This is a genomic window from Pseudolactococcus reticulitermitis (assembly GCF_002260845.1).
Taxonomy (GTDB): domain Bacteria; phylum Bacillota; class Bacilli; order Lactobacillales; family Streptococcaceae; genus Pseudolactococcus; species Pseudolactococcus reticulitermitis.
On record NZ_BEDT01000001.1, the window covers coordinates 475,368 to 501,980 of the forward strand.

Genomic DNA, 26,613 nt, shown 5'->3' on the forward strand with positions numbered 1-26,613 from the left:
TATCAACCATATATCATACCTATGAAGTTATTCTCATGAAACAATTGTAGCAACACCTGGCTGCAGTAATAAATCAAAAAATTCATTTATGTTATCATTTTTTTGATCTCCACTCGGATTATAATAGTTCACAAGGTTTGACCTTTTTTTACAATATGAGAAGGACATATATCTTTTAGCCCTAGATATAGCAACAAAAAATGCACTTCTATCTGCTTCAGGTTGATTTTTAAAATTCCAAAAAGCCGAGTCTTCAAGTCCCACAAAATAAACTGCTTCATACTCTAATCCTTTGCTTTTGTGAATCGTCATTATAGGAATCGTATTTTCCCCTTGAAATTTTTCAATAGCAACTTTAAATCCATCAATTGAATTGTATTCTTTCCAGAAAAGATCTACAAATATATTCAATACTGTTACTAGATAATTCCCTTGTTCATACTCAGGAAATACTCTACAAATTCTTTCTACCTCTATTTTTTTAATAATTTCTTGTACAAGTACAACAAAATCATTTTTATCAGAAATATCATTTAGTCTATTTTGACAATAATAAATCAATTCATTCAATTCCGTTTGAACAGAATCAAAAGTATGTCCTCCAATCCCTTCGGCTAGACCAGTAATTTTCAACCAAAAATTTTCAAGATTCTCCCACTCATCTGCTGTTTGAATTTTTAAACTTACTTTAAAAATATTTAATATCAATAACACTACTGACTGCTTAAGTGAATCTTGAAAGTCATTTTCTATACGTGCTCTAACACCATAACTTTTCAGCAACGTTATAATTTCTGCAGAATACTTTTCAGCTGTTTGTTTCACTAAAATACAAATATCATCTACTTTTACACCTATAGATATTTTTTAACAATATCAGGTACAATCCTCTCTGCTTCAGCTTTTTCATCTGATGATATAAAAAGTTTAATTTCTCCATCATCAAAACTCCAATTATCCGAAGAATGAGCCTCTAATTCATTTTCTCCTAAAGACTCATACATTCTTTTTTGTAGGTCCACAAGCCTTGGTGCTGAACGATGATTCATAATAAGAGATACTTTATCAGAATTAAAATCCCTTTGAAAATCTAAAAAAATTGTTTTTCGAGCTCCAGCCCATTCCATAATTCGTTGCTTATTATCACCAACTGCTGTTACTATTGAATCTCCATTAAGAAAACAGGCTTTTACTAAATCATATTGTAAATCCGTCGTATCTTGAAATTCATCTAAAAAAACATGTGAATAGGTCATTTGAAGTAAGTCTTTAATTTTAGGATTTGTTATGATTATTCTAGTTGCTAATATATTAATCATTTTGAAAGTAAGACATGCTTTATTATATTCACTATCTCGAAGAAGATCTATCCAAATATCTGACTTCATATTTTTATACAGGGCATTATCAATTGTTGATTTCTTTGATTTTTTTTCCAATTGACTAAATCCTTGAAAATGCTTGGAGAAAACACTTTCAATTATATTCTCATCCTCTACTAAATAATTTTTTTGAGGAATAAGTCCCTCAGGCAGTGCAGTTCTAAATTGATCAAGAACCCTTTTTGAAAACGCATCATATGTCAAAGAAGAAAATCTACTACCATATTCATTCCCGTATCTTTTTACAATTCGTTCCTTTAAATTGTCAGCTGCATCTTTCTTAAAACTGATGGCTAAAATTTTTCTAGGATTTTTACTCAAGTTTGTCTGAAACAAATAATCAGTTTTTTGTGCCAAAAGTTCAGTTTTTCCAGCTCCTGGACCTGCAACAACTAGTAAATGTTGATTAGACTTCACTGCATTTTCAGCAGCAGATTCAAGTATAATATCACCTTTTGGTACCCAATCTGATGACTCAACAAATCTATTCATCGGCATTTCTCCCATTCAGCAACAAATTTGCTCTTTTAATTATTTTACTAATAACTTCAGGAGTTGCTGCTTTCAAATCACTAGCCGAAATTTTTGAAAACATAGAAATATGAGTTGTTGGTTTACCACGTCCTAAGAAAAAATAATTATACCAGACCATTAATCTTTTTTGATTTTCAGTGTAGGTACCACCATTCCCTCCATATTCTTTTAACGCTGAGCGTACTGCTGATTCTTTTTTGTCACTATATTCACTCATAGGAGATTCTAGAAATTCTATATCTTTTACTTTTTCTTGTTTACCATTTATTATTACTATCGGTCCTTCATTTGTAGACAAAGTGCTTTTATAATTTTCTTCATACTTCTCAAGCATCATAAGATCAATATCCAAAGGAGAAGAATAGAATACATCGTATTTCTCAAGTCTAGCTACCCATGCATCCATATTACAAACTTCATCTTCTGATCTTTTATGCATATCATTTAATTTATCATCTGATAAAACTTCGTTATCCTGTATTAGCAAAAGTTCCTTTTTATCTTTACCAACATCTATTAGTTGCTCCAAGGCATACTTAATTCTTCCCCATCCTCCACCATTACGCTCTCTATCTAAATCTAAGAGTGTAATATAAGGAATTTCTAAATCTGATAGTAATCTCCAAAAATGATTTACAAATCTTCCGCTTAGAGGTACGATAGATACTTCAGAAACATCAATATTACCAGCATCTAGCTCAAAAAATTTGGATAAAATTAACTCTTCGCTATCCCCCTCACCTAAAATAACTAGTTTTGAAAAATAAAGTTCCGGGTAGGAGCTTACCGCCTCCTTTACAAATTTATATTGCTCTGAAATTTTTTCTTCCTCTGGTAAAGTGATATTTTTAACGGTCGTTGAATGTGAATTTATATCTAATCTAAAAAATCTGATTTCTTCTGGCTGAATTCTCTTAATAATTGCTGGGGAATGTGACGTTAAAAGTACCTGAGCATTTTCTTTTTTAGATACACTTCTCAATTGAGAAATTAGCTTACCTAATAAATGAGGAGCAATATGATTTTCAGGTTCTTCAACTGCAACAATTGTCAGAATTGGTGATGACAAATCAATTGATTTATCATTACCACCTTTCTCTTCATTCAATATCTTTTCTTCTATATCCAATAAACTTTCAATCATTGAGATATAGAAAAGTGATCGTAATCCATCTCCCATTTCATCTATACTTGATTTTCTAACACTTTTTTCTGATGAAAAGACTACCTCGGCTTTCGTCAACAAACCTTCAATATGATCAGAATTAAAAATCAACGTTGCTTCGGAATATCTACTATCTGATTGATAATTTTTCCATTCTTCGCTAATAGCATTTTTTAAAAGAGCAACTCCTTTTTCTTCTGTTGTTGCCTTATTTAATTCTCCAATTAACCCCTTAATGGTAGTCCGAGTACCATCTTGCCAATTGATACTTTTCATTATTCTATGTAATATACTTCCAGATACATTTTTTAACTGAAGATTCGGATTCCTAATTGCTGGGATATAAATTACACGGATTTTGTTTAAAACATTCCTATTAGCATTTTTCTTATCACTCTCAGTAATTTCGTCATTTTCAGAACAAGTGATAAAATAAACCTGAGAATCAATGGCACCTTCTAGTGTTCCATCTTCTATCCAATTAGCCTCTAATCTAATACGTAAATATGGATTTCCCTCTTGAGAATCAACAACATAGCTATTAAAATAGAGAGGAGTTTCATTAGCATTTATTTCTGCCTTAAAAACTGCCTCAATGTACAATTTTCTCTCACTTACAGTTTCTCCGCTATCTAGTTTTGACTGAAAAAAATCATTTTTAAAAATTATTCTTTCGCTTGAATTTTCCGAAAATAATTTACTTAATGCCAATAATGCTGAGGATTTTCCCGAACTGTTAGCACCAATAAATCCATTTAAATCATCAATTTCAATTGTAGTTTCATTTTCAAATGAACGAAAGTTACAAATTTTCATTTTTGCTAATCTCATTTTTTCATCTCCATTAGTAAAATATAATAACAAAACATAGTTAATATGACCAGTATTACCGTAATATTTGAATTGTGGATAACAGATTGTTACCTTTTATATAGATATATAAATACATAACTACTATAATTATATCACTTTTTACCACTTTGATTTATTTGCATCAAAAATCAACAAGCTGATATTGAGGAGTGATTATTTCCCGAATGAAGATATAATGAATAACTTCAAAATACCGTTTTAGGATTTAAAAACAAAAACAAAAAAAATCAGCTCACAACAAGCTGATTCATTCAATCGGTTTACTCTCTTTTTTGGTGCTAAATTTGGTGCTTTTTAAAGCTGATTTTTCATCAGGTCAATCAATTCAATACTTTACAGGTACCAAATATAATTGTGCCATGTTACCTTTACCTTCGTTTATTATGTACTTAATAGTTTATTGACGCATATTAGTTTCTCATGCGCCTAAATTTTTCATCACTAGGAATAAGCATTTAGCTTACAAAATTATATCACTAATTTTTGAATAAAAAAATAGAGAGCAGATATTTTACTCTCTATTATATCATGTTAGCACTCCTTTTTCAGCGATTCTGGATAATTATACCTAGCTTTTAAGAGACAAATATGATGACACTCAGTTTCAGTTTTTATTTTGTTTGCTCCATGACTAAGGGGTTTAGCAATGTCAAAAGCAATTAAATTCTATCCTTTATGCTTCATAGCCATTCTGTTCGCTTAACTTCTTATACCAAAGCCCACTCTTCTTCACGGAACGCTTGTAATCATTCTCTAAGTCCACTCTATAAAAGCCATAACGATTGCGATAGCCATTAAGCCAAGACCAACAATCTATAAAAGTCCATGCATGATAGCCAAAGCAATTGCTTCCCTCTTCGATGCCTTGATGAAGATAGCTGAGATGATCTTTCATAAAATCAATCCTGTAATCGTCTTGTATCATACCAGAATCGTCTATAAATCGCTCTTCATCAGCGATTCCCATACCATTTTCACTCACATACCACGGAAGATTATTATAGTCATTTTTCATCATCATAGCGACATCATAAATCGCTTCAGGGTAAATCTCCCAGCCTCGATAAGGGTTTATTTTCTTCTCTGCCCAATCATAAGGTTGATAAAAATCTTCTAATGCTTTTGCAGGATATGCTGCCATTTCTGGCGCTTGAACTCTGCTTGGCTGATAATAATTTAAGCCGATAAAGTCAACTGTGTTTTCGGCAATAGCTTTTTGATCTTCTGGCAGTGCATCAGGTAATAGGTCATGCTCTTTGAGAAGTGCTATCAATTCTTGATTCATTTTCCCAAGTGCAACTGGATCAAGAAAACTTTTTATATTAAGCAAATCTGCTGCTGCTTTAGCTTTTAAATCTGCTACTGATTCACTACGTGAATAACTTGGTGAAACATTCAGGATAATACCAATCGATCCCTTAGGTAAAATTTTTCTAAATTCTTGAACAGCTTTTACATGTGCCATTAACGTATGGTAACCGACTTGAACTGCCTTTTTCAAATCTACAATAGCAGGATAATGGAAACCTTGTAAATAACCACATTCTATATGAACCATCGGCTCGTTAAAAGTCGTCCAATCTTCAACCAAATCGCCAAAGCATTCAAAAGCTGTTCGAGCATAAAAGCTAAAAGCATCAACTGACTCTCTAGTCTCCCAACCTCCTTTTTCCATTAACCACATCGGCATATCAAAATGAAAGAGATTGATGATTGGTTTGACGCCATTTTCTTTCATTTTTTCAAAGTAATCCCGATAGAAAGCCACTGCATCAGCATTGACAATTTTGCCATCTGGGAGCAATCGTGTCCACTGAATTGAAGTCCGAATAGAGTTTAATCCGATTGCTTTCATCAATTTACAGTCCTCAGAATAACGTTCATAAAGATTTGAAGTTACTTCTGGTCCTTGACCTTCATTAAATTTTTCCGGGTTTTCTTTAAACCAGTAATCCCAAGTAGAAGCTGATTTCCCCTCTTTCAAGGCATAACCTTCCGTTTGTGGCCCTGATAAGGCAGCCCCCCATAAAAAATCTTCTGGAAATTTTTTCATTTTTAACCCTTCTTATTCTTGTGTAAAATTTCTTCAGATTTTATCCATTTCTTTACAGAATCAGAAAAGAGATGAAGATAGCGTTCGTATAGTATATCCAATTGAATTAAAATAGGAATTTGAGGCGATATATTTCCTGTCGATTCTTCATGCGTAAGTCCAGCTGAAATCAATGTGATATCCGCTTGTTTGATCAGATGTGAATTCGGATTAGAAGTAATGAGTGCGATTGGGATATTTTTCCCCTTTGTTATCATCATAGCTTCTAAAAGATTATTGTCCACTCCCCTTAGTGAAGCCACTATAATCATCTCGCCTTCTCGCGCAAACTCGGCTGACATTAAAATGGATTTTTCTTCCGAAATGACACGGACATATTTTCCGAATCGAGAAAACTTAAATGAAAAATCAGCTCCCGTATAACTGTTAAAACCTTTACCAAAGAAATGAATAATATTGTGTTCCTTTATTAAAGCACAAAGCTTATCAACCTCAACCTCGGAATAAGTATTGTCACTTCTGGTTGCTAAGGCATGATAAATCGCAGTCACCACTGATGAAATTGATGGCTCTTCTTTTTTATCTAAAGAAAGATTGTACAAAAACATGAGTTCTTTATAGTTATCTAACCCTATTTTTTTTGCAAAACGTGTGATTGAAGCCTTAGAGACAACTAAAGTTTGGGCAAGTTTATCTATATTCAGAGGGGCTTTTTTGCTTATAAAATAGTTAGCTATTATTTCCTCGACATAGGTTAATTCTAAACGGTGTGATTCAATTAATATAAAAATATCGTCTTTCATGATTTTTCCTCAATCTATGAAATGGACTGTTTTGATTTGTCCTGCTCTAAAATCTCCTAAATCAATTTTACCATTTTTCTGACGTTCAGTTAGAGCTATTCCTTTTAAATCAACAAATTCATAGAAAAGATCTCGAGGTGAAAGAATAACATTCTCTCCCTTGACAACTTCAAAACTCGGATTATAAACCCGTAAGTCCCATCCCCCATAAAGTTTGTTCTTACGAAGTGAACTAAAGACCAGTTCAGGTGCTTTTAAGTTGATGTTTTCTGGAATAGAAATCTCTTCTTTCAAAGTGTTAGAGACAAAGTATTTCAAAGTCGTTGTGAAAAGATTAAGACCCTGATTCTGATAAAAAGGAAGCGATAAAGCATAATCAAGATATGCTTTACCAATTTGGGCTGGATTGTAGTCATGTTCCAAGTTGATGGCAAATTTAAATGTTAATTTCTCTAGTAATTGACTATCTGGTGTTGGGATATATTTAAAGGCATTTCCAGAAGCTACTCCTGGTCTTCTTAATAAATCAGGACGTCCTAAAAACCCAACACTTCTAAATAAAGTTAAGGATAATTGACGATATTCTTCTCCAGTTAATTGATATTCTTTGATACCTTTGGCAAAGATTGTCCAACTGTTATTGCTATCATGTGCATTTACCCATTTCAGCATTGGATAAATAGATGTCGGTTCTTCTCGCCAGCCTATTTCTTGCCAGTCCTTCAGATGCGAATCTTCTACTTCACGTCTAACTGTTCCAAAAGGAGTGTCTGTGTAAGAATATCGATTCTCAAATGGCAGATTAATCACTGCTCGCATCCGATGGTCCATCACTTTATTATCAATCACTAAGTGGCATTCAACTTGTTGACTTCCTTTTTTCAAAGTGACTTTTAATTCGTACGCTTGTTTTTGATTGCATTCTCCCTCTGCGCGAGCGTTTAAATCCTTAGGAAGTTTCCAAAAACCTGTTAAGAGCATTTCTTGATACTGTTCCCCACAAAAAGTTCTAATTTGGCTGTCGTCAAGTGTCAAATCAAATACTCTATCATCGTGAGCAGGTGAGTAATCATAAGTATCTCCCTCATCCCCACCATCCTCAAAGGATAAAATATTATGATAGATTTTCTTCGTTTTCTTATCTAGTAGCTGAATCTGACCAGCAATAAAACTTAACTGATAATTATCATTTTCAATATAATCTTGTTGATCTATCGCAATAACCTCTACCACATTTTTGTTTTCTGAAACTTGATAATTAACAAGACTTAGAGAAGGAATCGTAACCTCCATAGCTAGTTCATGAATATAATAGTATTTATTCGGATCTTTTTCACTTTCTTCTCGACGAATTTCTCCAGAATATTCTTTTACTCTTTTTATAAGATCAAAAGCAACAACCTTATTTTCTGAATCTCTCAATTGAATATTTTCAAACTCTGTTGAAACTTGCACTTTCACTGTCTTCGTAACTTCCAAAGGAAGCGTATTAAAGAGACTGAGTTGATTGTGGCACACTTTTTCCTGTGATTCACTAATTTTTCTGGTCAAATAATCTACTATCGAATAAGAAAGTTGATCCGCTTCTACAAAACGTTCACGAATAACTCGATTGGTTTTGTCGCTATTGCATCCTCCGGCACTATCATGAGCATGGTTTTTAGCCAGTAATTTCCATATTCTATCAACTAACCCTTGTTTATTGGCAATACCAAGCTTTTCAGCCATAAGAAGCAGTGGTTCTACCTGATAGATCATGCGTCTTTCAAGTTTATCATTTAAATATTTGTGATCATAACGTGAGGAATAGATAGAACGGTGTATCTTTGATACTGAACCAGAAATAAATTCTCCTTCAATAGTGTCCAAATCCTCTTTTTCAAGTTCTGAAAAAAGATCATCATAGTTGCTTTCCTTTAATTCATAGTCACTAAGCTGTTGATTGTAAAAATCGATCCTATCACGGAGATTAAAATCAACATAACGTTGATCACCCCCAACGGGTAAAACGAGATTTTGGCCTACAGCACCATCCTCAATTTGAGACATTAAATCTTGTGCTTGGTCACTATAAATGAGCCCAACCCCTACAAAATAACCATCTTTAATATTAGAGGTTAAGACTTTTGAACCATCCTCAGCTTGCCAATAAAATTCTCGATCTCCTGTTTTTTCTTTTGGTAAACCACGCCAAAAGACCGTACGGTCAATTCCCAAACCCTTATAAATTTTTGGCATGTCTTTACTCTGCCCGAAAGAATCTGGAAGATAACCAATATTCATATAGCTTCCTAAATCTTCCGCTAATGCCATACCCAACGTTAAATTTCTAATGATTGATTCTCCACTTACAATCAATTCATCAGTCTGAGTATACCAAGGGCCAATCCATAGTTTTTGAGATTGAACTAGCTTTTTAATTCTCGCTTTTTGTTCAGGAAAGCTTTGAAGGTATTCATCCAAAAGACTCATTTGTCCGTCTAAGAGATAATAAGAAATTTCATTATTTTCCAAGGCGGTCATTACTTCATCCAAATGATATGACAATTGAACGAAAGATTCGTTACTGGTAAAATACCATTCCAGATCCCAATGCGTGTGGTGAATGACATGTACTTTTTTCTTCATTTTTATTTCCTTATTTATTTTTTTCCAAAAGCCAAATCAAGACGATTTGGTCTTTGAATTAGAAATCAATTTTATCAATAATCTCAGTCAGATGATTAGGATTGTTCTCTGACAAAATAGCTTCACGAAATTGGTCATCAATTAATTTCCTTGCAATCAAGCTCAAAAGCTTCAAGTGTTCGGTAGCACCTTCTTCTGGAATCGTCAAGGCAAGAGCTACTTTTACAGGTTTTCCATCCAGTGAATGCCATGGAATTTCATTTGCAAATTTGACAAAAAACATACCTGGTCTTAAATTTGTCTTATGTTTACAATGCGGAATCGCAATGTGATCTTTAAAGCCTGTGGTAGCTTCTGCTTCTCTTTCTTTTAACCCTTCAAAATACTCTAATTCATTGTCCACAGCACCTAGAGAATGTGCAAACTTGGCAATCACTCCGAATGCTTCTTCCTGTGTTTTTGCTGTTGTATCAAAGAGGATATGCTCTTTATTAAAAACTTCTTTATTCATTTTTTCACTTTCTTATTTTGAGCTTACTTTTACTGTTTTTTTAAATTCAAGGCCTCGAGTAAATCCAATGAGCAATGCTGTTGTCAAAACGCCTGCACATACACACAATATCCAAGTTACAAAAGGTATTGGCTGTTCAATGTAACCAATAAACGTTCCGAGTGGTGAGCCAATTCCGCCATAAAATTTCGAACCCGTTGCTGAGATAAGTCCACCTGCTACAGCTGAACCCACAACATTTGAGAAAATCATTCGTACTGGATGTGCTGCCACAAATGGAATCGCACCTTCAGTAACACCTACAATTCCCATACCAAAAGCAGCGCTGGCTGCAATTTTTTCATCTTTTGAAAATTTATTTTTAAATAATATGGTTGCTAACCAGACACCTAAAGGCGCTACAGAAATTGCTGCTTGAGTTGCTGTTCCTGGAACAAAATTTGCACCTTCTATGCCGTATTTCGCCATTGTATCTGTAAATATTGCTGTGCCAAATATTAAGGCAGTTTTATTAATTGGACCGCCTAAGTCAAACCCAATCATTGCGCCACAGATAGCTCCGATAATGATAGGTGCGCCTGCGTAGTTATTATTTAAATTTGTCAGTCCATCATACATGGCATCCATTCCCATTGAAATTGGATTTCCGAGGATATATAAGACAATCAAGCTGATGACAGCAGTTGCAATAAACGGAATAATCATAATAGGTACAATAGGCAGAACGATTTTAGGCCATTTAATTTTTTTCAACCCTTTGACCATGTAACCTACAAGGAATGCAACGATAATAGCGCCTATAAAACCACCGCCTGCTTCAGTCCCTAAGAATTCTGGGTCATTTACTAGATATGCACCAATCATTGCAGGAGCTATAGCTGGTTTATCAGCTATAGAGTTTGCAACAAAACCTGCAAAAAGTGGAATCATCAACTTAAAACCCATTTGTCCAACATAAAATAGTTTCGACATGAGGAAGCCCATTTGAGTCTTAGTGTCAAAGCCCCAGTTTACAATATGTCCTAAATCATCTCTTTGAAATGCATAAAGATTGGCAAGCGTAAGGAGAAGCCCCGCCGCAATAACCATAGGTACCATGTAGGAAATACCACTCATCACGTGTGTCAAAAAGTTTACTTTATCTTTATCATTCCCGATTTGGATATTACCTACTTTACTCCCTTTTTTACCAAAAACTTCTGCTTCATCAAAAGCTTTTTTAATCAGGAATTCAGAATCCTCAATAGCAGGAATAGATTTCGTTACATAGAGAGGTTTACCTGTAAAGCGAATAGGGTCAATCTTGATATCTGAAGCAACAATTACTAAATCAGCATTTTCAATATCTTCTGGCGTTAAGACGTTCTCTGCACCAATGGCACCGTTAGTCTCCACTTTAACTTCATACCCCATTTTTTTAGCCGCTTTTTCAATAGACTCCGCAGCCATATAGGTATGAGCTATTCCAGCCGCACAGGCTGTAACAGCTACTATTTTTTTTGACATTTTGTTTCCTCCAAAATTTTTCTTTTCATTTTTGTTATATTATTAATATAGCACCTCTCATTTTCAAATACAATAGAAAGTTAAGCGCTTTCTTTATTCGGTTTCTATTCTCATTTTTTTCATTAGACTTGATACTTTTTTCACAAAATACTATAACAGACTCATTTTGAACTGATCAAACTCCAGTTATATAACAAATGGAATAAAATTTATTCCCTGACTATTTGAAATAAAGAGTTTGATTGTAAATGATCAAACAAACAAATACAAGCTGATAATGTGCTTGAGAAATTAAAAACAGTTTAATTATTGCTAAAAGCTATCAAAATCACAAAAGACCTATCAATTTGAGAGTTAGTCTTGCTGATAAGATTTGCAATCAGAGTCGTGTTTCGCAGTAAGTTTAAGATACAACCATCAAAAAAACAAGCTATCATCATCTAGATAGTAGCTTGCTCATCTCTTAATAATTATTTCGTCGTCACTTGACCAACTGTTTGGTTTGGTGTCACGGTTTGACCAAGTTCTGTCAAGGCAACATGAGCAACGACATCACCATTCGTGAAAGCAACGATAATATCTGTGCCTTTACCAGCAGCTTTGACGGCTGCAAGGTCCATGATGGCAATTTCGTCACCAGCTTTGACTTCTTGACCCGATTTAACTTTCATTGTGAAAGGTTCACCTTTGAGGTCAACGGTATCCACACCCATGTGTAGCAAGACTTCAAGACCTGTTGGTGTCATAATGCCCAAAGCATGTTGGGTTGGGAAAATGCTTGAAATTTTACCAGCAACTGGTGTATAAATCGTATTTTCTGTTGGTTGAATGGCATAGCCATCACCCATGATGTTCGTAGAGAACACAGCATCCGCAACTTGATTCATTGGAATCATTGTCCCTTGTGCTGGTGAGTAAACATCAATTGTTACGCCAGCAGTCGTTGGCGTAACAGGTGCTGTTGGCGTGACTTTCGTAGCTGAACTAACAGCTGAAACGACACCGCCATTTTGTTGCATTTTGTTCATTTCATCCGCGACGAATTGAACTTCTGTCCCGACGATGACTTGAATATTTTCTTTGTCAATGACACGAACACCTGGCACGCCAGTTGCCTTGATTTTATCTTGATCAGCTTTGGCTGTGTCTTTCACGACAAGACGGAGACGTGTCGTACAGTTATCAATCGACACGACGTTTTCTGCACCACCAAGACCAGCGTAGATGCGAGCTGCTAAGGCTGCGAATTTATTGTCAGCACGCGCCGCATCAAGGTCAGCTTCTTCTTCCCCTTCGCCTTCTTCACGACCTGGTGTCATCAAGTTGAACGTTTTAATGACGAAAGTAAAGACGAAATAGTAAACAACTGCCATGATCAAACCTAAGACAACGAGCATCAAAGGTTGATTAGCGATTGGCACACGTAAGCTCAAGACGAAATCGACCAGACCGGCTGAGAAGTTGAAACCGGCAGTCCAATGGAAGACAGCTGCGATGAACATTGAAATACCAGTCAAGGCTGCGTGTACCACGTATAAAGGCCACGCGACAAACATGAATGAGAATTCAAGGGGTTCAGTGACCCCAGTAAAGAATGACGCAAAGGCTGCCGCAAGCATCAATGACGCGGTTGCTTTTCTTTTTTCAGGACGAGCTTGACGGTAGATGGCATAAGCACCAGCTGGGAGACCAAACATCATCACTGGGAAGAAACCTGCTTGGTACATCCCTGTGATCCCTTTAGTACCTTGGTTAGCCCAGAATTTACCGATATCATCGATACCTGCAGTATTAAACCAGAACACATTGTTCAAGGCATGGTGGAGACCAGTTGGAATCAGCAAACGGTTGAAGAAACCGTAGAGACCTGCACCCACAGCGCCCATTTTAGCAATGGTTTCACCAAATGCGACCAGTGCGCCAAAGATTGGTGGCCAGATAAACATCAAAGCTGCTGAGACAACGAGCATCAAAGCTGCTGTCACGATTGGCACACAACGTTTCCCACTAAAGAAGGAAAGCGCCATCGGCAATTTGACATTTGAAAAGCGGTTATACATGGCTGCTGCTAGTAAACCTGCCAAAATCCCAACGAAAACGTTACCGTTGTTCATTTTTGTAAAAGCAGCATTGACTTTTTCCACATCAATGTGTTGGAACGCCGCAATGGCTGCTGGATTCAAAAGTTGCATTGGTACCAAGAAAGCGACCAGACCAGTCAAGGCTGACGCGCCGTCCTTGTCTTTTGACATCCCAAGTGCCAAACCAACGGCAAACAAGACACCTAAGTTGGCAAGAATTGAATCACCAGCCTTCAATAAGAAGGCAGCAACAATATTATTGGCGCCCCAACCGGTCGGATCAATCCAGTAACCAATCCCTGAAAAAAGTGCCGCAACAGGTAATGTTGCAACTGGGAGCATCAATGAGCGTCCCATTCTCTGCATGTATGCTTTCATAGCATGTGTTCCTCCATTTAATATAAAAATAATTAAAAATGTAAAGCCTTACTTCTTGATCATCCGCAATCGCTCAATATGGATGGCGAGATAACCTAATTCTTCAGTTAAAACTTGATACTGAAAATCCAGCTGCATCAAAATTTGGATTTTTTTCGCAATCGCATAGCTTTCAGGATACTTTTCTTGGACAAGCCCCATAATCTCTTGATCGAGACCCACATAACGTTTCGTTTGAGAACGTTGAATAAATAATCGCAAATGATTAACCAAACGAGAATACGTTAGCGCAAAGTCTTCGCCGTCAAAAGAAAACTGCAATTCATTTTCTATTAAGCGCACAATTTCTGAAATAATCGTAATTTCACGAATACTTTCACTGTTGTCAGAGTTTTTGCATCTAGCGGTATGAATATGGATGGCAATGTAGCCCGCCTCATCAAAGCTATACGGAATATCCAACTCCCGTTTGAGGTAATCGACTGCCCACTGGGCAATTGAAAACTCTTCGGGATAGAGGACTTCAATTTCTTTCAACAACTTATTGCGGACAAAAATATGATTTTGAATATTTTCAGCTGCAAATGCGATATGATCACACAGACCGATATTGATATGAGGATTTAACTTCTCCCCAAGCACTGCCTCTGCACGAACAATAATATCCTCAGTCGCAAAGAAGAACTTTTCATCAATCTGCCCCAACAGCGTTTGTAGCTTTTTAACCCCCTCAGGTTCCATCACAAACAGGCGTTCAATTACCTCTTGCGCAATTGTTTCACCTGGTCTCGCTTTGAAACCAATCCCTTTACCAATTGCGACTTTTGCCTGTCCTTCGTCAAGGACAAGTACCGCATTTTGATTCAGTGCTTTTTGAATTTCCATCATTTTCTTTCTCCTGCAGAAAAGAAATAAAACATCTCATGCAACCATAAAAAGAGGCATGGCGTAGCCGAAATAGGGTTTAAACACCCTTTTTTCAGACTTGTGCCATGCCTAGTATGATCTAGTCACATGAAATCGTTTACATCTGTTAACAATTTTATTTTAACAGGTCTATACCAATTTGTCAAGCGGATTTTTAAATTTTTTAGATATTTTTTTAAAAATGTTGCCGTATTATTGATTCAAGCATTGACATAACGACTTTACAATGCTTAACTTGAATTTTTCCTAAAAGTATGTCAAAATACTTCTATCATAAGAAAAGAGGAATACCATGATGCCATTTGTCCATGTTGATTTATTTGAAGGTCGCACTGACGAACAAAAAATTGCACTTGCGCACGATATCACTGAAGCTGTTATCAAAAATACCGGTGCCCCAAAATCTGCTATCCATGTTTTTATTAACGACATGAAAGTAGGCACTTACTTCCCAGAAGGTGAGATGAAAAAAGCGACGAACTAAAAAATGAGTTCTGATTTTGATGTCAGAGCTCATTTTTCAGTCAATCTATAGTAAACGGCTACTTTTTAACGAGGACATAGCGATACAGTGTCTTCAATTCATTTTGCGTGTCATTTTCCCAAGACATCACTTCTACAAGAAATGTATTGGTGTATTTTTTCCTAACTATTCCTGTTATTTTTTCTGAGAAAGAAATAGGTTGACAATTAATAATACTACCAATTTTGATCTTACCGACACCCTTCTACATGTTATAATTATATTACATATCGTTATTTGTTTTTTGTCAATGACAACCCTATGACAAAACGGTGAATTATATATTTCACTCCCTTTCATTTTTGTGCTATAATAATAAAAATATATGTGATATAATAATGAAAACATCTCTGAAAGGCTTATCATGCGTATTCTTATCACATCTGGTGGGACGACTGAAAACATTGACCAGGTTCGCGGTATTACGAATTTTGCGACGGGCAGTTTAGGAAAGCTCATCGCCGAACGTTTTTTAATGGCAAATTATGAAGTTATTTTATTGGCTGGTCGCGAGGCTGTTTTGCCTGCCCCCCATCCTAATCTGACCATTCAGACCATTTCTGACGTCTCTGATTTGTTGGCCGCTACTGCTAAATGGGTGCCTCAAGCTGATGTTTTCATCCATAGTATGGCAGTTTCTGACTATACGCCAGTTTATATGACTGACTTTGAGACAGTTGCCGCTTCATCAGATCTTCATGAATTTTTAGTCAAGCAGAATACAGAAGACAAGATTTCTTCTCAGGCTGACTATCAAGTCATGTTTTTGAAAAAGACACCCAAGATTATCTCTACTATTAAAAAGCTAAAGCCAAACATTGTTTTATTTGGCTTCAAGCTCCTGGTCGATGTCTCAAAAGAACAGCTGATTGCTGTCGCCAGATCAGCATTGACCCAAAATCAAGCTGACTATGTGCTGGCAAATGATCTGGCGGAGATTACTGAAACACGGCATCACGGTCTACTCGTCAGTCAAGGGGCAGTTATAGCAGCCGATACAAAACTTGAGATTGCTGACTTAATCGTCAGGAAAAGTGAGGAAACTTATGACAAATATCACACTCGCCATCACCGGTAGCATTTCCGCCTATAAGGCTGCCGATATCACGTCTGCACTGGGCAAACTCGGCCATCAAGTGACCGTTTTAATGACAGACGCCGCACAGGCTTTCATCACACCACTGACGTTGCAAGTCCTCTCTAAACGAGCCGTTCATACAGATGTTATGGCAGAAGACAAGGTTGATAGCGTCAACCACATTGACTTGGCCAAAGAGACGGAGATTTTCTTAGTCGCACCGGCTTCAGCAGATACGATTGCCCGCCTAGCGCAAGGACGAGCTGACGATATCGTCTCAGCTGTTGCGCTGGCTCTGCCACAAGGTGTCAAAAAAATCATCGCACCGGCTATGAATACCAATATGTATGAAAATCCGCTCACGCAGCGTAATATTCAAACCTTGCTTGATTTTGGCTTCATGACCATTGAACCTAAAGTTGCCATGCTAGCTTGTGGTGATGTCGGTCGTGGTGCCTTAGCAGATGTCGCTGATATCGTCCAATATGTTCAGGATAGTTGCAAAGGTTAATGTTTTCATCTGACACTCTCTCCTAAGCTTTATTTTATAGAAAGGAATCGAGTTCTGTGACGTATCACTGGCTCGTACGTATATATGACTTCTCAAAAAAACAACTCCAAAGCTTCTGACATCGCAATCCTTAGTATTTTCATTGCCATCATGGTGGTCATTCATCTCCTATCCAAAATTGTCTATACGTTTTGGCCGTTTCCAATCCAACCGACATTGGTGCATATTCCTGTGATTATCGGCTCAATCGTGCTGGGCTGGCGGAAAGGGGCTTTTCTCGGCTTTATCATGGGGATGATTTCCTTCTTAAACTCAACCATGGCACCCATTCCGACGTCATTTTTATTCTCACCCTTTGCGCCTGATGGGAATGGTTGGTCCCTCTTTGTGGCCTTTGTGCCTCGGATTCTCGTTGGCATTCTGCCATTTTTCATCTATGGACTGGCTAAAAATCGATTTGGTGCTGGACTTGCTGGCTTTCTCGGCTCTGCTACCAATACCATTTTAGTCTTAGGCTCAGCTTTCCTATTATTCAATAATCAACTCAATATGACTTTCAAAGCACTGATTGCCTCTATCATCGCGACAAATTCAATCGCTGAAGCCATTGCTGCAACCATTTTGACAGCAAGCATTGTCCCAATTTTAATCAAATTTAGGAATTAAACTTCGGAAAACGTGAAATTCACGTTTTTTTTTGTTAAAATAGTCTTGTATGAAAATGCTTTCTAAAAATTAAATTCTAAATTAAAGATGCTTACAAAGCGAAAGGAAACCACATGTCTTACAAAGAAACTTACCAACAATGGGCTGATTTTGCCGAACTCCCTGATTATCTCAAAGCTGAGCTTGTGACAATGGACGAGCATACGAAAGAAGATGCTTTCTATACATCACTTGAATTCGGAACTGCGGGTCAACGTGGCTTGATTGGTGTCGGCACGAATCGCATGAATATCTACACGGTTCGCCAAACAACCGAAGGTCTTGCCCGTCTCATGGACGCTAAGGGCGATGCTAAAAAACGTGGCGTCGCAATTGCCTATGATTCACGTCATTTTTCACGCGAGTTTGCGTTTGATGCCGCGCGCGTTCTGGCACTCCATGATATTCCATCTTACGTGTTCGAGTCACTGCGCCCGACGCCAGAGTTATCCTTTGCCATCCGAGAATTGAACACCTTGACTGGGATTATGATTACCGCTTCTCACAACCCTGCGCCTTACAATGGTTACAAGGTTTATGGCGAAGATGGCGGACAAATGCCGCCTGAAGATGCGGATCAACTCACAGATTATATCCAAGAAATTGACGATATTTTCCATATCGCACGTGCTGATGAAGCTAGCGACCTCATCACCATCATTGGCGATGATATTGACCAAAAATATTTGGAACAGGTCAAATCTGTGACGATTAACCAAGCTGTCATCGATGAATTTGGTAAGAACCTCAATATCGTTTTCACGCCACTTCATGGGACTGGCGAAATGCTCGGTCGTAAAACATTGGCACAGGCTGGCTTTGAAAAAATTGCAGTTGTTGAAGCACAAGCCATTCCTGATGGCGACTTTCCAACCCTTAAATCACCCAACCCTGAAAGTCAAGCTGCTTTTGAACTCTCAGAAAAACTCGGTCGCGAAGTCGATGCTGACATGTTGGTCGCAACTGACCCAGATGCTGACCGTATCGGTGTGGAAGTTCGCTTGCCAAATGGTAATTACCAACCACTTTCTGGTAACCAAATCGGTGCTGTCTTGGCTAAGTATATCCTTGAAGCGCACAAGCAAGCCGGCACCCTCCCTGCAAATGCTGCAGTTGTCAAATCAATCGTTTCCACAGAATTAGTGACCGCGATTACCAAATCTTACGACGTTAAAATGTTCAACGTCTTAACTGGTTTCAAATTCATTGCTGAGAAAATCCAAGAATTTGAAGAAACCGGTAGCCACACTTACATGATGGGCTTTGAAGAATCATTTGGTTACTTGATTAAACCTTTCGTTCGGGATAAAGATGCGATTCAAGCGCTGCTTTTGATCTGTGAAGTGGCTGCTTACTATAAATCTCTGGGCAAAACGTTGTATGACGGTATCCAAGATATTTACGCTGAATATGGTTTCTATCTTGAAAATACGATTTCTGTTACCCTTGAGGGCATTGACGGTGCAGCACAAATCAAGGCGGTTATGGATAAATTCCGTGGCAATCAACCAGCGTCATTTAACGGTATCAAAGTTGTCTTGACAGAAGATTTCCTTGAAAACACAGCGACTGCTGCGGATGGGGCTGTTGAGAAATTGACAACACCACCATCAAACGTACTCAAATATCATCTTGAAGACGGCTCTTGGCTTGCGGTTCGCCCTTCTGGTACCGAACCAAAAATCAAATTTTACTTGGCTGCGGTTGGCGAAACTGATACTGTTTCTGCTGCTAAACTTGACGCCTTTGATGCTGAAATCAAAGCGTTCATTAAATAATTTAAACTTGAAAAAATGCCCTCCAAAAGTTAGCGCTAACTTTTGGAGGGCATTTTTTGATGCGATAAGCGTTTTAAATACCAATCCACCAGAACACGCCGAATTTGTCGACAATGTCTGCGCAGAAAGTGCACCAAGGTCGAGGGCCTAAATGGAGCACTTTCCCGCCCTCTCCTAAAATATCATGTACTTTTCTGACGGCTTGCTCTGAACCCATGTCATTAACGTTAAATGCCATCGTTTGCCAAGCTTGTCCGCTTGTTCGTTCAGAATCGGCTGGTGCCTCACTCACACACATGAAAAACTTGCCATTGACTGTCAATTCACAATGTTCATAAGTATTTTCGGAAGATTTAATCTGAAAAGCGATTTCAGCACCAAATGCTTGACAATACTTGTCAACTGCTTCACCACTTCCCTTGACATATACTTGAGCACCTACTTTCATATCATTCTCCTTTCATGATAGTTTCATTATAGCATTAAAATAGCTGATACTGCAAGCGCTACCAAACCTATTAATTGCTTAATCGTCAGTTGAGACTCATTAAATCATGCTCGGTCTAAAGTCCTAATTCTATGGACGAGACAACTTTTTTTGAAAAATCCGTTTTTTTTATGGTAAAATAGGACTATATATATTTTTGGCGCTTTTTATTAGTAGCCATTAGAAATTAGGAAAATCTTGAAAAAAACATCTAAACGACTTTTGTTGTCAGGTTTTATGCTGACAGCACTCCTTTTTTTGACGGGCTGTGTGCAGACAAAAAACGGCAAACCAACTGGCGACGGCTGGGTTTATAAGATTCTCGTTAAGCCAATGAGCGCTGCGGTTGAATTCTTCGCCCATAATCTGGGCTTCGGTTTCGGTCTGGCGATTATTTTAGTCACGATTATCGTTCGCTTAGTCATTTTGCCACTTGGTCTCAATCAAGCCTACAAATCTAGCTACATGCAAGAAAAAATGCGTTATTTGAAACCTGTTTTGGAACCTATCCAAAATCGCATGAAGAATGCAACGACCAATGAAGAAAAAATGGCGGCGCAGTCTGAACTCATGGCTGCCCAAAAAGAAAATGGTGTGAGTATGTTCGGCTCGATGGGCTGTCTCCCACTCTTGATTCAGATGCCTTTCTTCTCGGCACTCTTCTATGCGGCACGCTACACTGACGGCATCTCGACAGCAACATTCCTCGGCATTGACCTCGGTAAATCAAGCATTGTCTTAACTATCGTTGCAGGTATCTTCTACTTCGGTCAAAGTTACATCTCAACGATTGGCATTGATGAAGAACAGAAGAAACAAATGAAAACGATGATGTTCATGAGTCCTTTGATGATTGTCTTCTTCTCATTCAGCTCCCCTGCCGGTGTGACCCTTTACTGGGTTATCGGTGGTATCTTCGGTATCATCCAGCAAGTGATTGTGACCTTTATCATCAAACCTCACTTACGTGAGAAAATTGACAAAGAATTTGAAGCCAACCCACCTATTGTCAAAACGGCTGGCTTGAAAGATGTGACACCTCAAAATGTTGCCAAAGCCAAACAAGACTTTAACAGCGCCATTTCAAGTGGTCATAAGAAAAATCGGAATGCTGGTAAGCAACGCAAATAAGCGCTGACTAACACTAAAAAGCGATGTCGTCTGAATAAATCAGATGACATCGCTTTTTAGTGTTAGAAAAAAATCTATCAAAGTCGTTTCACTAAATAATATCTCGACGTCCCCACATAAGGCACGTCTTTTAATTCGCCAAAGACTGTAAAGCCAAGTTTTTCATAAAATCCCCGTGCTTGGAAATCTTGCGTGTTGAGCGTTATAGTCGTCACATCTTGTTCAATCGCTTTCTCTTGTGCAACCATCATCAATTTTGTCGCTAACTTTTGATGACGATAGCCTTTTTCAATCGCTAATAGACTGATATGCATGACATCATGCCAAATGGTGCAAGTCAAACCACCCGCAAACTGTTCTTGGACATTGATGCTCCAAGCATATTTTTCAGTAACACTTGGCTCATGCCCTGTTTGTTCAACTTCATAAGCTTCAAGTATTTGCATTAAGACACTTTCTGTTTGTTCAAAATCTTGCTCATGTATCAGCATTTGCCCTCCCTCATCAAGCCAACTTATCCAATCAGTCCAATGTCTCAAAACTCAAACTAGGTCGTGCATTTAAGTCTAGTCCTGCTAGATGGCCTTGGTTGTACTCGCAGACACTGGCATAGGCTATCATGCCCGCATTATCGCCACACAGTCTAAGCGGTGGAATGACCACATCAATGTCTGTGATTTCAGCGGCTAAACGTTCACGTAAGCCATGATTTGCTGCGACGCCACCTGCGACCACTAGCATTTTCACTGGAAATTGCTGTAAGGCTGTTTTCGTTTTAGCCATTAAAACGTCCATGACCGCTGCTTGAAAACTTGCGGAGAGGTCTTTTTTATCAAGGGTCTGACCCTTTTGCTCCGCATTGTGGACGGTGTTAATAAAGGCAGATTTGAGACCTGAAAAGCTAAACTCAAGGGCGGGATCGTCGTGTTTCATCATGGCACGCGGAAAATTAAAGACATCTTGACCTTGATGCGCCAAGGCATCAATTTCTTTCCCTGCAGGATAAGTCAAGTTCATCACCCGACCAACCTTATCATAGGCTTCGCCAACGGCATCATCACGCGTTTCGCCAATAATTTTATAATCACCGGGTGCTGCCACATAGACAAGCTCGGTATGACCGCCACTGACAAGCAAAGCCATGAGCGGAAAGTCAAGCGGTTTAACCTGACGCGCCGCCCATAAATGTCCCGCCATGTGATTGACTGGGACAAGGGGCAAGTGATTGGCCCAAGCAAAAGCCTTGGCTGCAGCAACACCCACTAAGAGCGCGCCAACAAGACCTGGCCCTTCAGTAACGGCAACCGCTGTCAAGTCAGATGGTGTGATCTCAGCTTCTGCCAAGGCTTCATTGATACAGGCTGTGATGACTTCGACATGATGACGGCTGGCCACTTCTGGCACGACACCGCCAAAACGTTTGTGACTTTCGATTTGACTCGCAATCACGTTGCTTAACAGCTCTTGACCATTTTTCAAGACCGCAACACTGGTCTCATCACAGGAAGTCTCAAAAGCTAATATATACTGTTCTGTCATTTTTCTCTCTTCATTAAAATCGCATCTTCTTGCGGATTTTGATAGTAATCCTTTCGCTGATAATAGGCTTCAAACTCAAATTTTTCATATAACTTGCGGGCTTTTTCATTTGAGGCACGAACTTCTAGGAAAACTTTGCCGTCAAGTTCTGCCAGTTGTTCAAGTAATAAACTGGCAATCCCTTGCGACTGATAGGCTTTAGCAACAGCGATATTGGTAATTTCAATCTCATCCATGACGACTGACAGCGCTAGAAAACCGAGGACTTTCTGATCTTCTGAAAAAGCCAGATAATAGACCGTCTCTTCACGTAAAAGATCCACAAAAGTCTGCTCAAATGTCCAAGGAGAAACGTCGTATAACTCATCTAAAATTGCCTGAATCTCTACCGCAAAATCGCGATAACAGTCTGTCAAAAAATTAAGTTGTCTAATGCTAATCATACAGCTCGTTTATCACTTGTCGGCGCTAATGCCTTAACCATCCACAGTCCGTCTAGTTGATTGTCATAGTAGCCGGGTAAGATTTCTTTTGTCTCAAAGCCTAACTTCCGATACATGGCTTGGGCGGGTAGATTATCTCTTTTCACTTCTAACGTCAGTGAGTCAACGCCCAGTTGTCGCATCAATTCTGCCAGTCTTTTGACAAGATTTGACCCGATCCCTTGACGTTGGTAGGCGCTATACACGCCTAGATTTGACAAGTGAACCGAATTTTTCTCAGGCACGACACGCGCCCCGATAAAGCCAACGATTTTACCGTCAGCTTCAGCTGTGAGAAAAATCGCCAGATCATTGGTCATAATCTCATGCTCAAAATGCGAAAACGTCCACGGTGTGTCACCCGCATAGACATCGCGCTCAATCGCCAGAAAACTCACGATATCCTCACGCTCAGCAATCCGATAGCGCGCTTGCCCCATCACCACATCCAAATCAACATCATCAAAAGCGCGATACTGCCGAAAATCCTGACCTTCAAATTTTTTGGATATAGTGTGTATCATTGCCTTGATTTTCTGCATGTGTCTCCAACCATTTTTCTTCTGCTTCTACTTTTTTCAAATATTCTGGGACAAATGCGTCCACATTGACTGGCTCATAACCTGCGCCCAAGCGCGCGATTTGATAGGCGTTAGGCAACCTGCGCTCAGCATTTTCCACAAACTTGGCTTGCGGTAAGATCTGTGCAATCAGCTCCCGAAAGTTTGCCAGCTCACCTGTAAAGTACAGGTCTTGCTCGTTTTTCAGTGTCTCCAACAACTGTTCTAATGCCATATGCTGCTCTTGACTGACGCTTGTCCCATTTTCATAAATGCCAGCATAGACATTCTGCCGTCTGGCGTCAATCAGGGGAACAACTTTGCCTGTGACAGTAACATTTGCCGCAATCGCAGCTAGGCTTGACACGCCAACAAGGTCGATGCCAAGGGTGCTAGCCAAGGTTTTAGCCGTCGTGACGGCAATCCGGAGTCCTGTATAGCTGCCGGGGCCTTGTGCCACAGCGATTCTGTCCAGTTCTTCGGGCCGAATCGCAGCGTTTGTCATCAGAAAGTCAATCGCTGGCATCAGCGTTATACTGTGATTTTTCTTGATGTTTAAATCAATCTTCCCAAGCAGGTGCTCGTCTTCTGTCAATGCGACAGACAACGCCTGACTTGAGGTGTCAAAAGCTAATAGTTTCATTTCTTGCGGTGTCTTCCTAAGGTTTACAGCCTGACTTATCGTGTTAATCTGGTTGAGATGTGTGCAGGTTGAATATATTACTATTTTATGCTAAAATTTAAGTAATTGCAATAATGCGACCTGTATTAAAGGTGCACCTGTAAAAATATACAATTATACTGGAGAAAAAACATGCTTTTCAAAGTCTTTTATCAAGAAACTAAAAAACGTAGCCCTAAACGCGAAACAACACACTCACTCTACTTAGAGCTTGATACAACTGACGTGCGTCAAGGTGTCATTCAAGCCCGCGAAATTATGCGTGACAATACCGATTGCCATGTTGAATTTATCGACGCCATCAGCGATGCACAAGCCGCATACGAGAAAGAATCTGCAGGCTTTAACATCACAACCTTTTAAGCAACCTTACAACTTGTGAGATTCGTCACAAGTTTTTTCATAAACCCAAAAATATATCATACAAAATAAAAAATTAGAAAAGAGAAAGATGACTACTAACAGCTACACCACTCTAAACATCAAACCCGATGAAGTCGCGGTTTTCGCCATTGGCGGACTCGGCGAAATCGGTAAAAACACTTACGGTGTCGAATACCAAGATGAGATTATCATCGTTGATGCCGGCATCAAATTCCCAGAAGACGATTTGCTCGGGGTTGACTATGTCATTCCTGATTACAGCTATATCGTTGAAAATCAAGACCGTATCAAGGGTGTTTTTATCACCCATGGTCACGAAGACCATATCGGTGGCATTCCTTTTCTGCTTAAACAAGCCAATGTGCCGATTTATGCTGGCCCCTTATCCCTTGCCTTAATCCGCGGTAAACTTGAAGAACACGGTCTCTTGCGTGATGCCAAACTCTTTGAAATTCACCCTGATGATACGATTGCTTTCAAACATTTAAAACTGTCATTCTTCCGCACCACTCACTCAATTCCTGAGCCTATCGCCATGGTCATTGATACACCGCAGGGTAAAATCGTTGCCACGGGTGACTTTAAGTTTGACTTTACACCCGTTGGCGAACCTGCTGACTTGCACCGTATGGCTGCGCTTGGCGAGGAAGGCGTGCTCCTGCTCCTTTCTGACTCGACAAATGCTGAGATTCCAACTTTCTCACATTCTGAAAAAGTGGTCGGCGCGTCTATTCAAAAAATCTTTGAGCGCATCGAAGGTCGGATTATCTTCGCCTCATTTGCCTCAAATATCTTCCGTTTACAACAAGCCGTTGAGGGTGCCGTTAAGACTGGTCGTAAAATCGTTGTCTTTGGTCGTTCAATGGAGAAAGCCATTGTCAATGGGATTGAACTTGGTTATATCAAAGCACCAAAAGATACCTTTATCGAACCTGGCGAGGTCAATCAATACCAACCCCATGAATTACTAATCATGTGTACTGGCTCACAGGGTGAACCAATGGCTGCGCTCAGTCGTATCGCCAATGGCATGCACCGTTTTGTGACCTTGCAAATGGGCGACACCGTTGTCTTCTCGTCTAATGCCATTCCCGGCAATACCCATGGCGTTAATCAGCTGATTAACCGTATCGCTGAGGCGGGTGCTAAGGTCATCTATGGTAAGATGAACAATATTCACACGTCCGGTCATGGTGGTCAGCAAGAGCAGAAACTCATGCTCCGCTTGATTAAGCCGAAATATTTCATGCCCGTCCATGGCGAATATCGGATGCTGAAAATCCATGCTGGGCTTGCCCAAGATACGGGTGTGCCGAAAGACAACTGTTTCATTTTTGAAAATGGTGATGTTCTGGCACTGACCGCTGATTCTGCACGTCCTGCAGGTCACTTCAATGCCCAAGATACCTACGTCGATGGCAATGGGATCGGCGATATCGGCAATGCTGTCCTTCGCGATCGTCATGAATTGTCAGAAGATGGTGTCGTCCTTGCCGTTGCGACGGTTGACTTCAAGAGCAAGATGATTTTAGCGGGGCCTGATATGCTCAGCCGTGGCTTCATCTATATGCGTGAGTCTGGCGATTTGATTCGCTCAGGCCAACGTGTCTTGTTCAATGCCATTCGTAAAGCCATGACTGATGAAAATGCCAATGAGGCTAGTGTGGCACGCGCGATGACTGAAGCGATTAAGCCTTTCTTCTATCGTGAGTTAGAACGTGAACCGATTATTATTCCGATGGTCTTGACACCTGATAAGAAATAAGTGATAACAAAAGCCCTACAAACGTCTGATAGGTTTGTAGGGCTTTTTATTGGCTTTTGTTGACCTTGGCAATCCTAACTCATCAAGCCTTTCAGAGCCATCAACTACGATTGGTTTCTCTTACAGAGATTCAATTTTTCACAAGAC

Annotated in this window: 24 protein-coding genes; 8 read left to right on the plus strand and 16 right to left on the minus strand. The window is 39.0% G+C overall.

Going from position 1 to position 26,613, the window contains the following annotated elements; translation table 11 throughout:
• Positions 1-33 precede the first annotated feature (33 nt).
• The 10 genes from RsY01_RS02325 to RsY01_RS02370 form a co-directional block, all read right to left on the minus strand.
• The gene (locus RsY01_RS02325) at positions 34-825 is read right to left on the minus strand and encodes a 3'-5' exonuclease (protein WP_094783950.1); all 792 of its coding nucleotides are present in this window, start codon (positions 823-825) and stop codon (positions 34-36) included.
• A gap of 29 nt (positions 826-854) precedes the next feature.
• Positions 855-1,874, minus strand: coding sequence for a UvrD-helicase domain-containing protein (locus RsY01_RS02330; protein WP_157905769.1), 1,020 nt, complete (start codon positions 1,872-1,874; stop codon positions 855-857).
• Positions 1,867-3,912 (minus strand): AAA family ATPase, encoded by a 2,046-nt coding sequence (locus RsY01_RS02335; RefSeq protein ID WP_094783952.1) that lies wholly within the window; start codon positions 3,910-3,912, stop codon positions 1,867-1,869. The genes RsY01_RS02330 and RsY01_RS02335 overlap by 8 nt, the downstream gene beginning before the upstream one ends.
• Positions 3,913-4,627: 715 nt before the next feature.
• Positions 4,628-6,007, minus strand: a complete 1,380-nt coding sequence (locus RsY01_RS02340) for a glycoside hydrolase family 1 protein (RefSeq protein ID WP_094783953.1) — start codon at positions 6,005-6,007, stop codon at positions 4,628-4,630.
• A gap of 2 nt (positions 6,008-6,009) precedes the next feature.
• Complete coding sequence (locus RsY01_RS02345; protein ID WP_094783954.1) at positions 6,010-6,810, minus strand: MurR/RpiR family transcriptional regulator; 801 nt, start codon at positions 6,808-6,810, stop codon at positions 6,010-6,012.
• 9 nt (positions 6,811-6,819) lie between these two features.
• Entirely contained in the window at positions 6,820-9,438 is a 2,619-nt protein-coding gene (locus tag RsY01_RS02350; RefSeq protein WP_094783955.1) for a glycoside hydrolase family 38 N-terminal domain-containing protein, read from the minus strand.
• Positions 9,439-9,496: 58 nt separating this feature from the next.
• Positions 9,497-9,949, minus strand: coding sequence for a PTS sugar transporter subunit IIA (locus RsY01_RS02355; RefSeq protein WP_094783956.1), 453 nt, complete (start codon positions 9,947-9,949; stop codon positions 9,497-9,499).
• A 12-nt stretch (positions 9,950-9,961) separates the two neighbouring features.
• Positions 9,962-11,455: a PTS fructose transporter subunit IIC gene (locus tag RsY01_RS02360; RefSeq protein WP_094783957.1), complete on the minus strand. Its 1,494-nt coding sequence runs from the start codon at positions 11,453-11,455 to the stop codon at positions 9,962-9,964.
• A gap of 470 nt (positions 11,456-11,925) precedes the next feature.
• Positions 11,926-13,914 carry an N-acetylglucosamine-specific PTS transporter subunit IIBC gene (nagE, locus tag RsY01_RS02365; RefSeq protein WP_094783958.1) on the minus strand — a complete coding sequence of 663 codons (1,989 nt, stop codon included), beginning with the start codon at positions 13,912-13,914 and terminating at the stop codon, positions 11,926-11,928.
• Positions 13,915-13,962: 48 nt separating this feature from the next.
• Positions 13,963-14,799 carry a PRD domain-containing protein gene (locus tag RsY01_RS02370; protein ID WP_094784227.1) on the minus strand — a complete coding sequence of 279 codons (837 nt, stop codon included), beginning with the start codon at positions 14,797-14,799 and terminating at the stop codon, positions 13,963-13,965.
• Positions 14,800-15,136: 337 nt separating this feature from the next.
• On the opposite strand from RsY01_RS02370, the gene RsY01_RS02375 reads away from it, so the two are divergent.
• The 5 genes from RsY01_RS02375 (at position 15,137) to RsY01_RS02395 (ending at position 19,436) form a co-directional block, all read left to right on the plus strand.
• Entirely contained in the window at positions 15,137-15,325 is a 189-nt protein-coding gene (locus RsY01_RS02375; protein ID WP_094784228.1) for a 4-oxalocrotonate tautomerase, read from the plus strand.
• A 403-nt stretch (positions 15,326-15,728) separates the two neighbouring features.
• Positions 15,729-16,442, plus strand: coding sequence for a phosphopantothenate--cysteine ligase (locus tag RsY01_RS02380; RefSeq protein ID WP_094783959.1), 714 nt, complete (start codon positions 15,729-15,731; stop codon positions 16,440-16,442).
• Positions 16,411-16,953: a phosphopantothenoylcysteine decarboxylase gene (coaC, locus tag RsY01_RS02385; protein WP_094783960.1), complete on the plus strand. Its 543-nt coding sequence runs from the start codon at positions 16,411-16,413 to the stop codon at positions 16,951-16,953. The genes RsY01_RS02380 and coaC overlap by 32 nt, the downstream gene beginning before the upstream one ends.
• 84 nt (positions 16,954-17,037) lie before the next feature.
• Positions 17,038-17,619 carry an ECF transporter S component gene (locus RsY01_RS02390; protein WP_094783961.1) on the plus strand — a complete coding sequence of 194 codons (582 nt, stop codon included), beginning with the start codon at positions 17,038-17,040 and terminating at the stop codon, positions 17,617-17,619.
• Positions 17,620-17,732: 113 nt separating this feature from the next.
• Positions 17,733-19,436, plus strand: a complete 1,704-nt coding sequence (locus RsY01_RS02395; protein WP_094783962.1) for a phospho-sugar mutase — start codon at positions 17,733-17,735, stop codon at positions 19,434-19,436.
• 73 nt (positions 19,437-19,509) lie between these two features.
• Here the strand turns inward: RsY01_RS02395 and RsY01_RS02400 are convergent, their stop codons facing one another.
• Positions 19,510-19,884: a VOC family protein gene (locus RsY01_RS02400; RefSeq protein ID WP_094783963.1), complete on the minus strand. Its 375-nt coding sequence runs from the start codon at positions 19,882-19,884 to the stop codon at positions 19,510-19,512.
• Between the two features lie 237 nt (positions 19,885-20,121).
• Here RsY01_RS02400 and yidC point away from each other — a divergent pair, with 237 nt between their 5' ends.
• Positions 20,122-21,054 carry a membrane protein insertase YidC gene (yidC, locus tag RsY01_RS02405; RefSeq protein ID WP_094783964.1) on the plus strand — a complete coding sequence of 311 codons (933 nt, stop codon included), beginning with the start codon at positions 20,122-20,124 and terminating at the stop codon, positions 21,052-21,054.
• Positions 21,055-21,131: 77 nt separating this feature from the next.
• Here the strand turns inward: yidC and RsY01_RS02410 are convergent, their stop codons facing one another.
• The 5 genes from RsY01_RS02410 to tsaB are packed head-to-tail and all read right to left on the minus strand — an operon-like array spanning position 21,132 to position 24,278.
• Positions 21,132-21,545: a GNAT family N-acetyltransferase gene (locus RsY01_RS02410; protein WP_094783965.1), complete on the minus strand. Its 414-nt coding sequence runs from the start codon at positions 21,543-21,545 to the stop codon at positions 21,132-21,134.
• A gap of 31 nt (positions 21,546-21,576) precedes the next feature.
• Positions 21,577-22,593, minus strand: a complete 1,017-nt coding sequence (tsaD, locus tag RsY01_RS02415) for a tRNA (adenosine(37)-N6)-threonylcarbamoyltransferase complex transferase subunit TsaD (protein WP_094783966.1) — start codon at positions 22,591-22,593, stop codon at positions 21,577-21,579.
• Positions 22,590-23,036 (minus strand): ribosomal protein S18-alanine N-acetyltransferase, encoded by a 447-nt coding sequence (gene rimI / locus RsY01_RS02420; protein ID WP_094783967.1) that lies wholly within the window; start codon positions 23,034-23,036, stop codon positions 22,590-22,592. Before rimI (RsY01_RS02420) ends, tsaD begins: the two co-directional genes overlap by 4 nt.
• The gene (gene rimI / locus RsY01_RS02425) at positions 23,033-23,599 is read right to left on the minus strand and encodes a ribosomal protein S18-alanine N-acetyltransferase (protein ID WP_238594934.1); all 567 of its coding nucleotides are present in this window, start codon (positions 23,597-23,599) and stop codon (positions 23,033-23,035) included. The genes rimI (RsY01_RS02420) and rimI (RsY01_RS02425) overlap by 4 nt, the downstream gene beginning before the upstream one ends.
• Positions 23,571-24,278 carry a tRNA (adenosine(37)-N6)-threonylcarbamoyltransferase complex dimerization subunit type 1 TsaB gene (gene tsaB, locus RsY01_RS02430; protein WP_094783969.1) on the minus strand — a complete coding sequence of 236 codons (708 nt, stop codon included), beginning with the start codon at positions 24,276-24,278 and terminating at the stop codon, positions 23,571-23,573. Before tsaB ends, rimI (RsY01_RS02425) begins: the two co-directional genes overlap by 29 nt.
• A gap of 171 nt (positions 24,279-24,449) precedes the next feature.
• On the opposite strand from tsaB, the gene RsY01_RS02435 reads away from it, so the two are divergent.
• Together RsY01_RS02435 and rnjA are read left to right on the plus strand one after the other, a co-directional pair.
• Positions 24,450-24,680 (plus strand): DNA-directed RNA polymerase subunit epsilon, encoded by a 231-nt coding sequence (locus tag RsY01_RS02435; protein ID WP_094783970.1) that lies wholly within the window; start codon positions 24,450-24,452, stop codon positions 24,678-24,680.
• Positions 24,681-24,768: 88 nt separating this feature from the next.
• On the plus strand, positions 24,769-26,466 hold the full coding sequence (rnjA, locus tag RsY01_RS02440) for a ribonuclease J1 (RefSeq protein ID WP_094783971.1): 1,698 nt from the start codon (positions 24,769-24,771) through the stop codon (positions 26,464-26,466).
• Positions 26,467-26,613: the final 147 nt, after the last annotated feature.

Bases quoted from the DNA above. Each gene is read 5' to 3' on its own strand.
- RsY01_RS02330 (WP_157905769.1), bottom strand. From the start codon at position 1,874: ATGAATAGATTTGTTGAGTCATCAGATTGGGTACCAAAAGGTGATATT.
- RsY01_RS02335 (WP_094783952.1), bottom strand. From the start codon at position 3,912: ATGAGATTAGCAAAAATGAAAATTTGTAACTTTCGTTCATTTGAAAAT.
- RsY01_RS02340 (WP_094783953.1), bottom strand. From the start codon at position 6,007: ATGAAAAAATTTCCAGAAGATTTTTTATGGGGGGCTGCCTTATCAGGG.
- RsY01_RS02345 (WP_094783954.1), bottom strand. From the start codon at position 6,810: ATGAAAGACGATATTTTTATATTAATTGAATCACACCGTTTAGAATTA.
- RsY01_RS02350 (WP_094783955.1), bottom strand. From the start codon at position 9,438: ATGAAGAAAAAAGTACATGTCATTCACCACACGCATTGGGATCTGGAA.
- RsY01_RS02355 (WP_094783956.1), bottom strand. From the start codon at position 9,949: ATGAATAAAGAAGTTTTTAATAAAGAGCATATCCTCTTTGATACAACA.
- RsY01_RS02360 (WP_094783957.1), bottom strand. From the start codon at position 11,455: ATGTCAAAAAAAATAGTAGCTGTTACAGCCTGTGCGGCTGGAATAGCT.
- nagE (WP_094783958.1), bottom strand. From the start codon at position 13,914: ATGAAAGCATACATGCAGAGAATGGGACGCTCATTGATGCTCCCAGTT.
- RsY01_RS02370 (WP_094784227.1), bottom strand. From the start codon at position 14,799: ATGGAAATTCAAAAAGCACTGAATCAAAATGCGGTACTTGTCCTTGAC.
- RsY01_RS02375 (WP_094784228.1), top strand. From the start codon at position 15,137: ATGCCATTTGTCCATGTTGATTTATTTGAAGGTCGCACTGACGAACAA.
- RsY01_RS02380 (WP_094783959.1), top strand. From the start codon at position 15,729: ATGCGTATTCTTATCACATCTGGTGGGACGACTGAAAACATTGACCAG.
- coaC (WP_094783960.1), top strand. From the start codon at position 16,411: ATGACAAATATCACACTCGCCATCACCGGTAGCATTTCCGCCTATAAG.
- RsY01_RS02390 (WP_094783961.1), top strand. From the start codon at position 17,038: ATGACTTCTCAAAAAAACAACTCCAAAGCTTCTGACATCGCAATCCTT.
- RsY01_RS02395 (WP_094783962.1), top strand. From the start codon at position 17,733: ATGTCTTACAAAGAAACTTACCAACAATGGGCTGATTTTGCCGAACTC.
- RsY01_RS02400 (WP_094783963.1), bottom strand. From the start codon at position 19,884: ATGAAAGTAGGTGCTCAAGTATATGTCAAGGGAAGTGGTGAAGCAGTT.
- RsY01_RS02410 (WP_094783965.1), bottom strand. From the start codon at position 21,545: ATGCTGATACATGAGCAAGATTTTGAACAAACAGAAAGTGTCTTAATG.
- tsaD (WP_094783966.1), bottom strand. From the start codon at position 22,593: ATGACAGAACAGTATATATTAGCTTTTGAGACTTCCTGTGATGAGACC.
- rimI (WP_094783967.1), bottom strand. From the start codon at position 23,036: ATGATTAGCATTAGACAACTTAATTTTTTGACAGACTGTTATCGCGAT.
- rimI (WP_238594934.1), bottom strand. From the start codon at position 23,599: ATGATACACACTATATCCAAAAAATTTGAAGGTCAGGATTTTCGGCAG.
- tsaB (WP_094783969.1), bottom strand. From the start codon at position 24,278: ATGAAACTATTAGCTTTTGACACCTCAAGTCAGGCGTTGTCTGTCGCA.
- RsY01_RS02435 (WP_094783970.1), top strand. From the start codon at position 24,450: ATGCTTTTCAAAGTCTTTTATCAAGAAACTAAAAAACGTAGCCCTAAA.
- rnjA (WP_094783971.1), top strand. From the start codon at position 24,769: ATGACTACTAACAGCTACACCACTCTAAACATCAAACCCGATGAAGTC.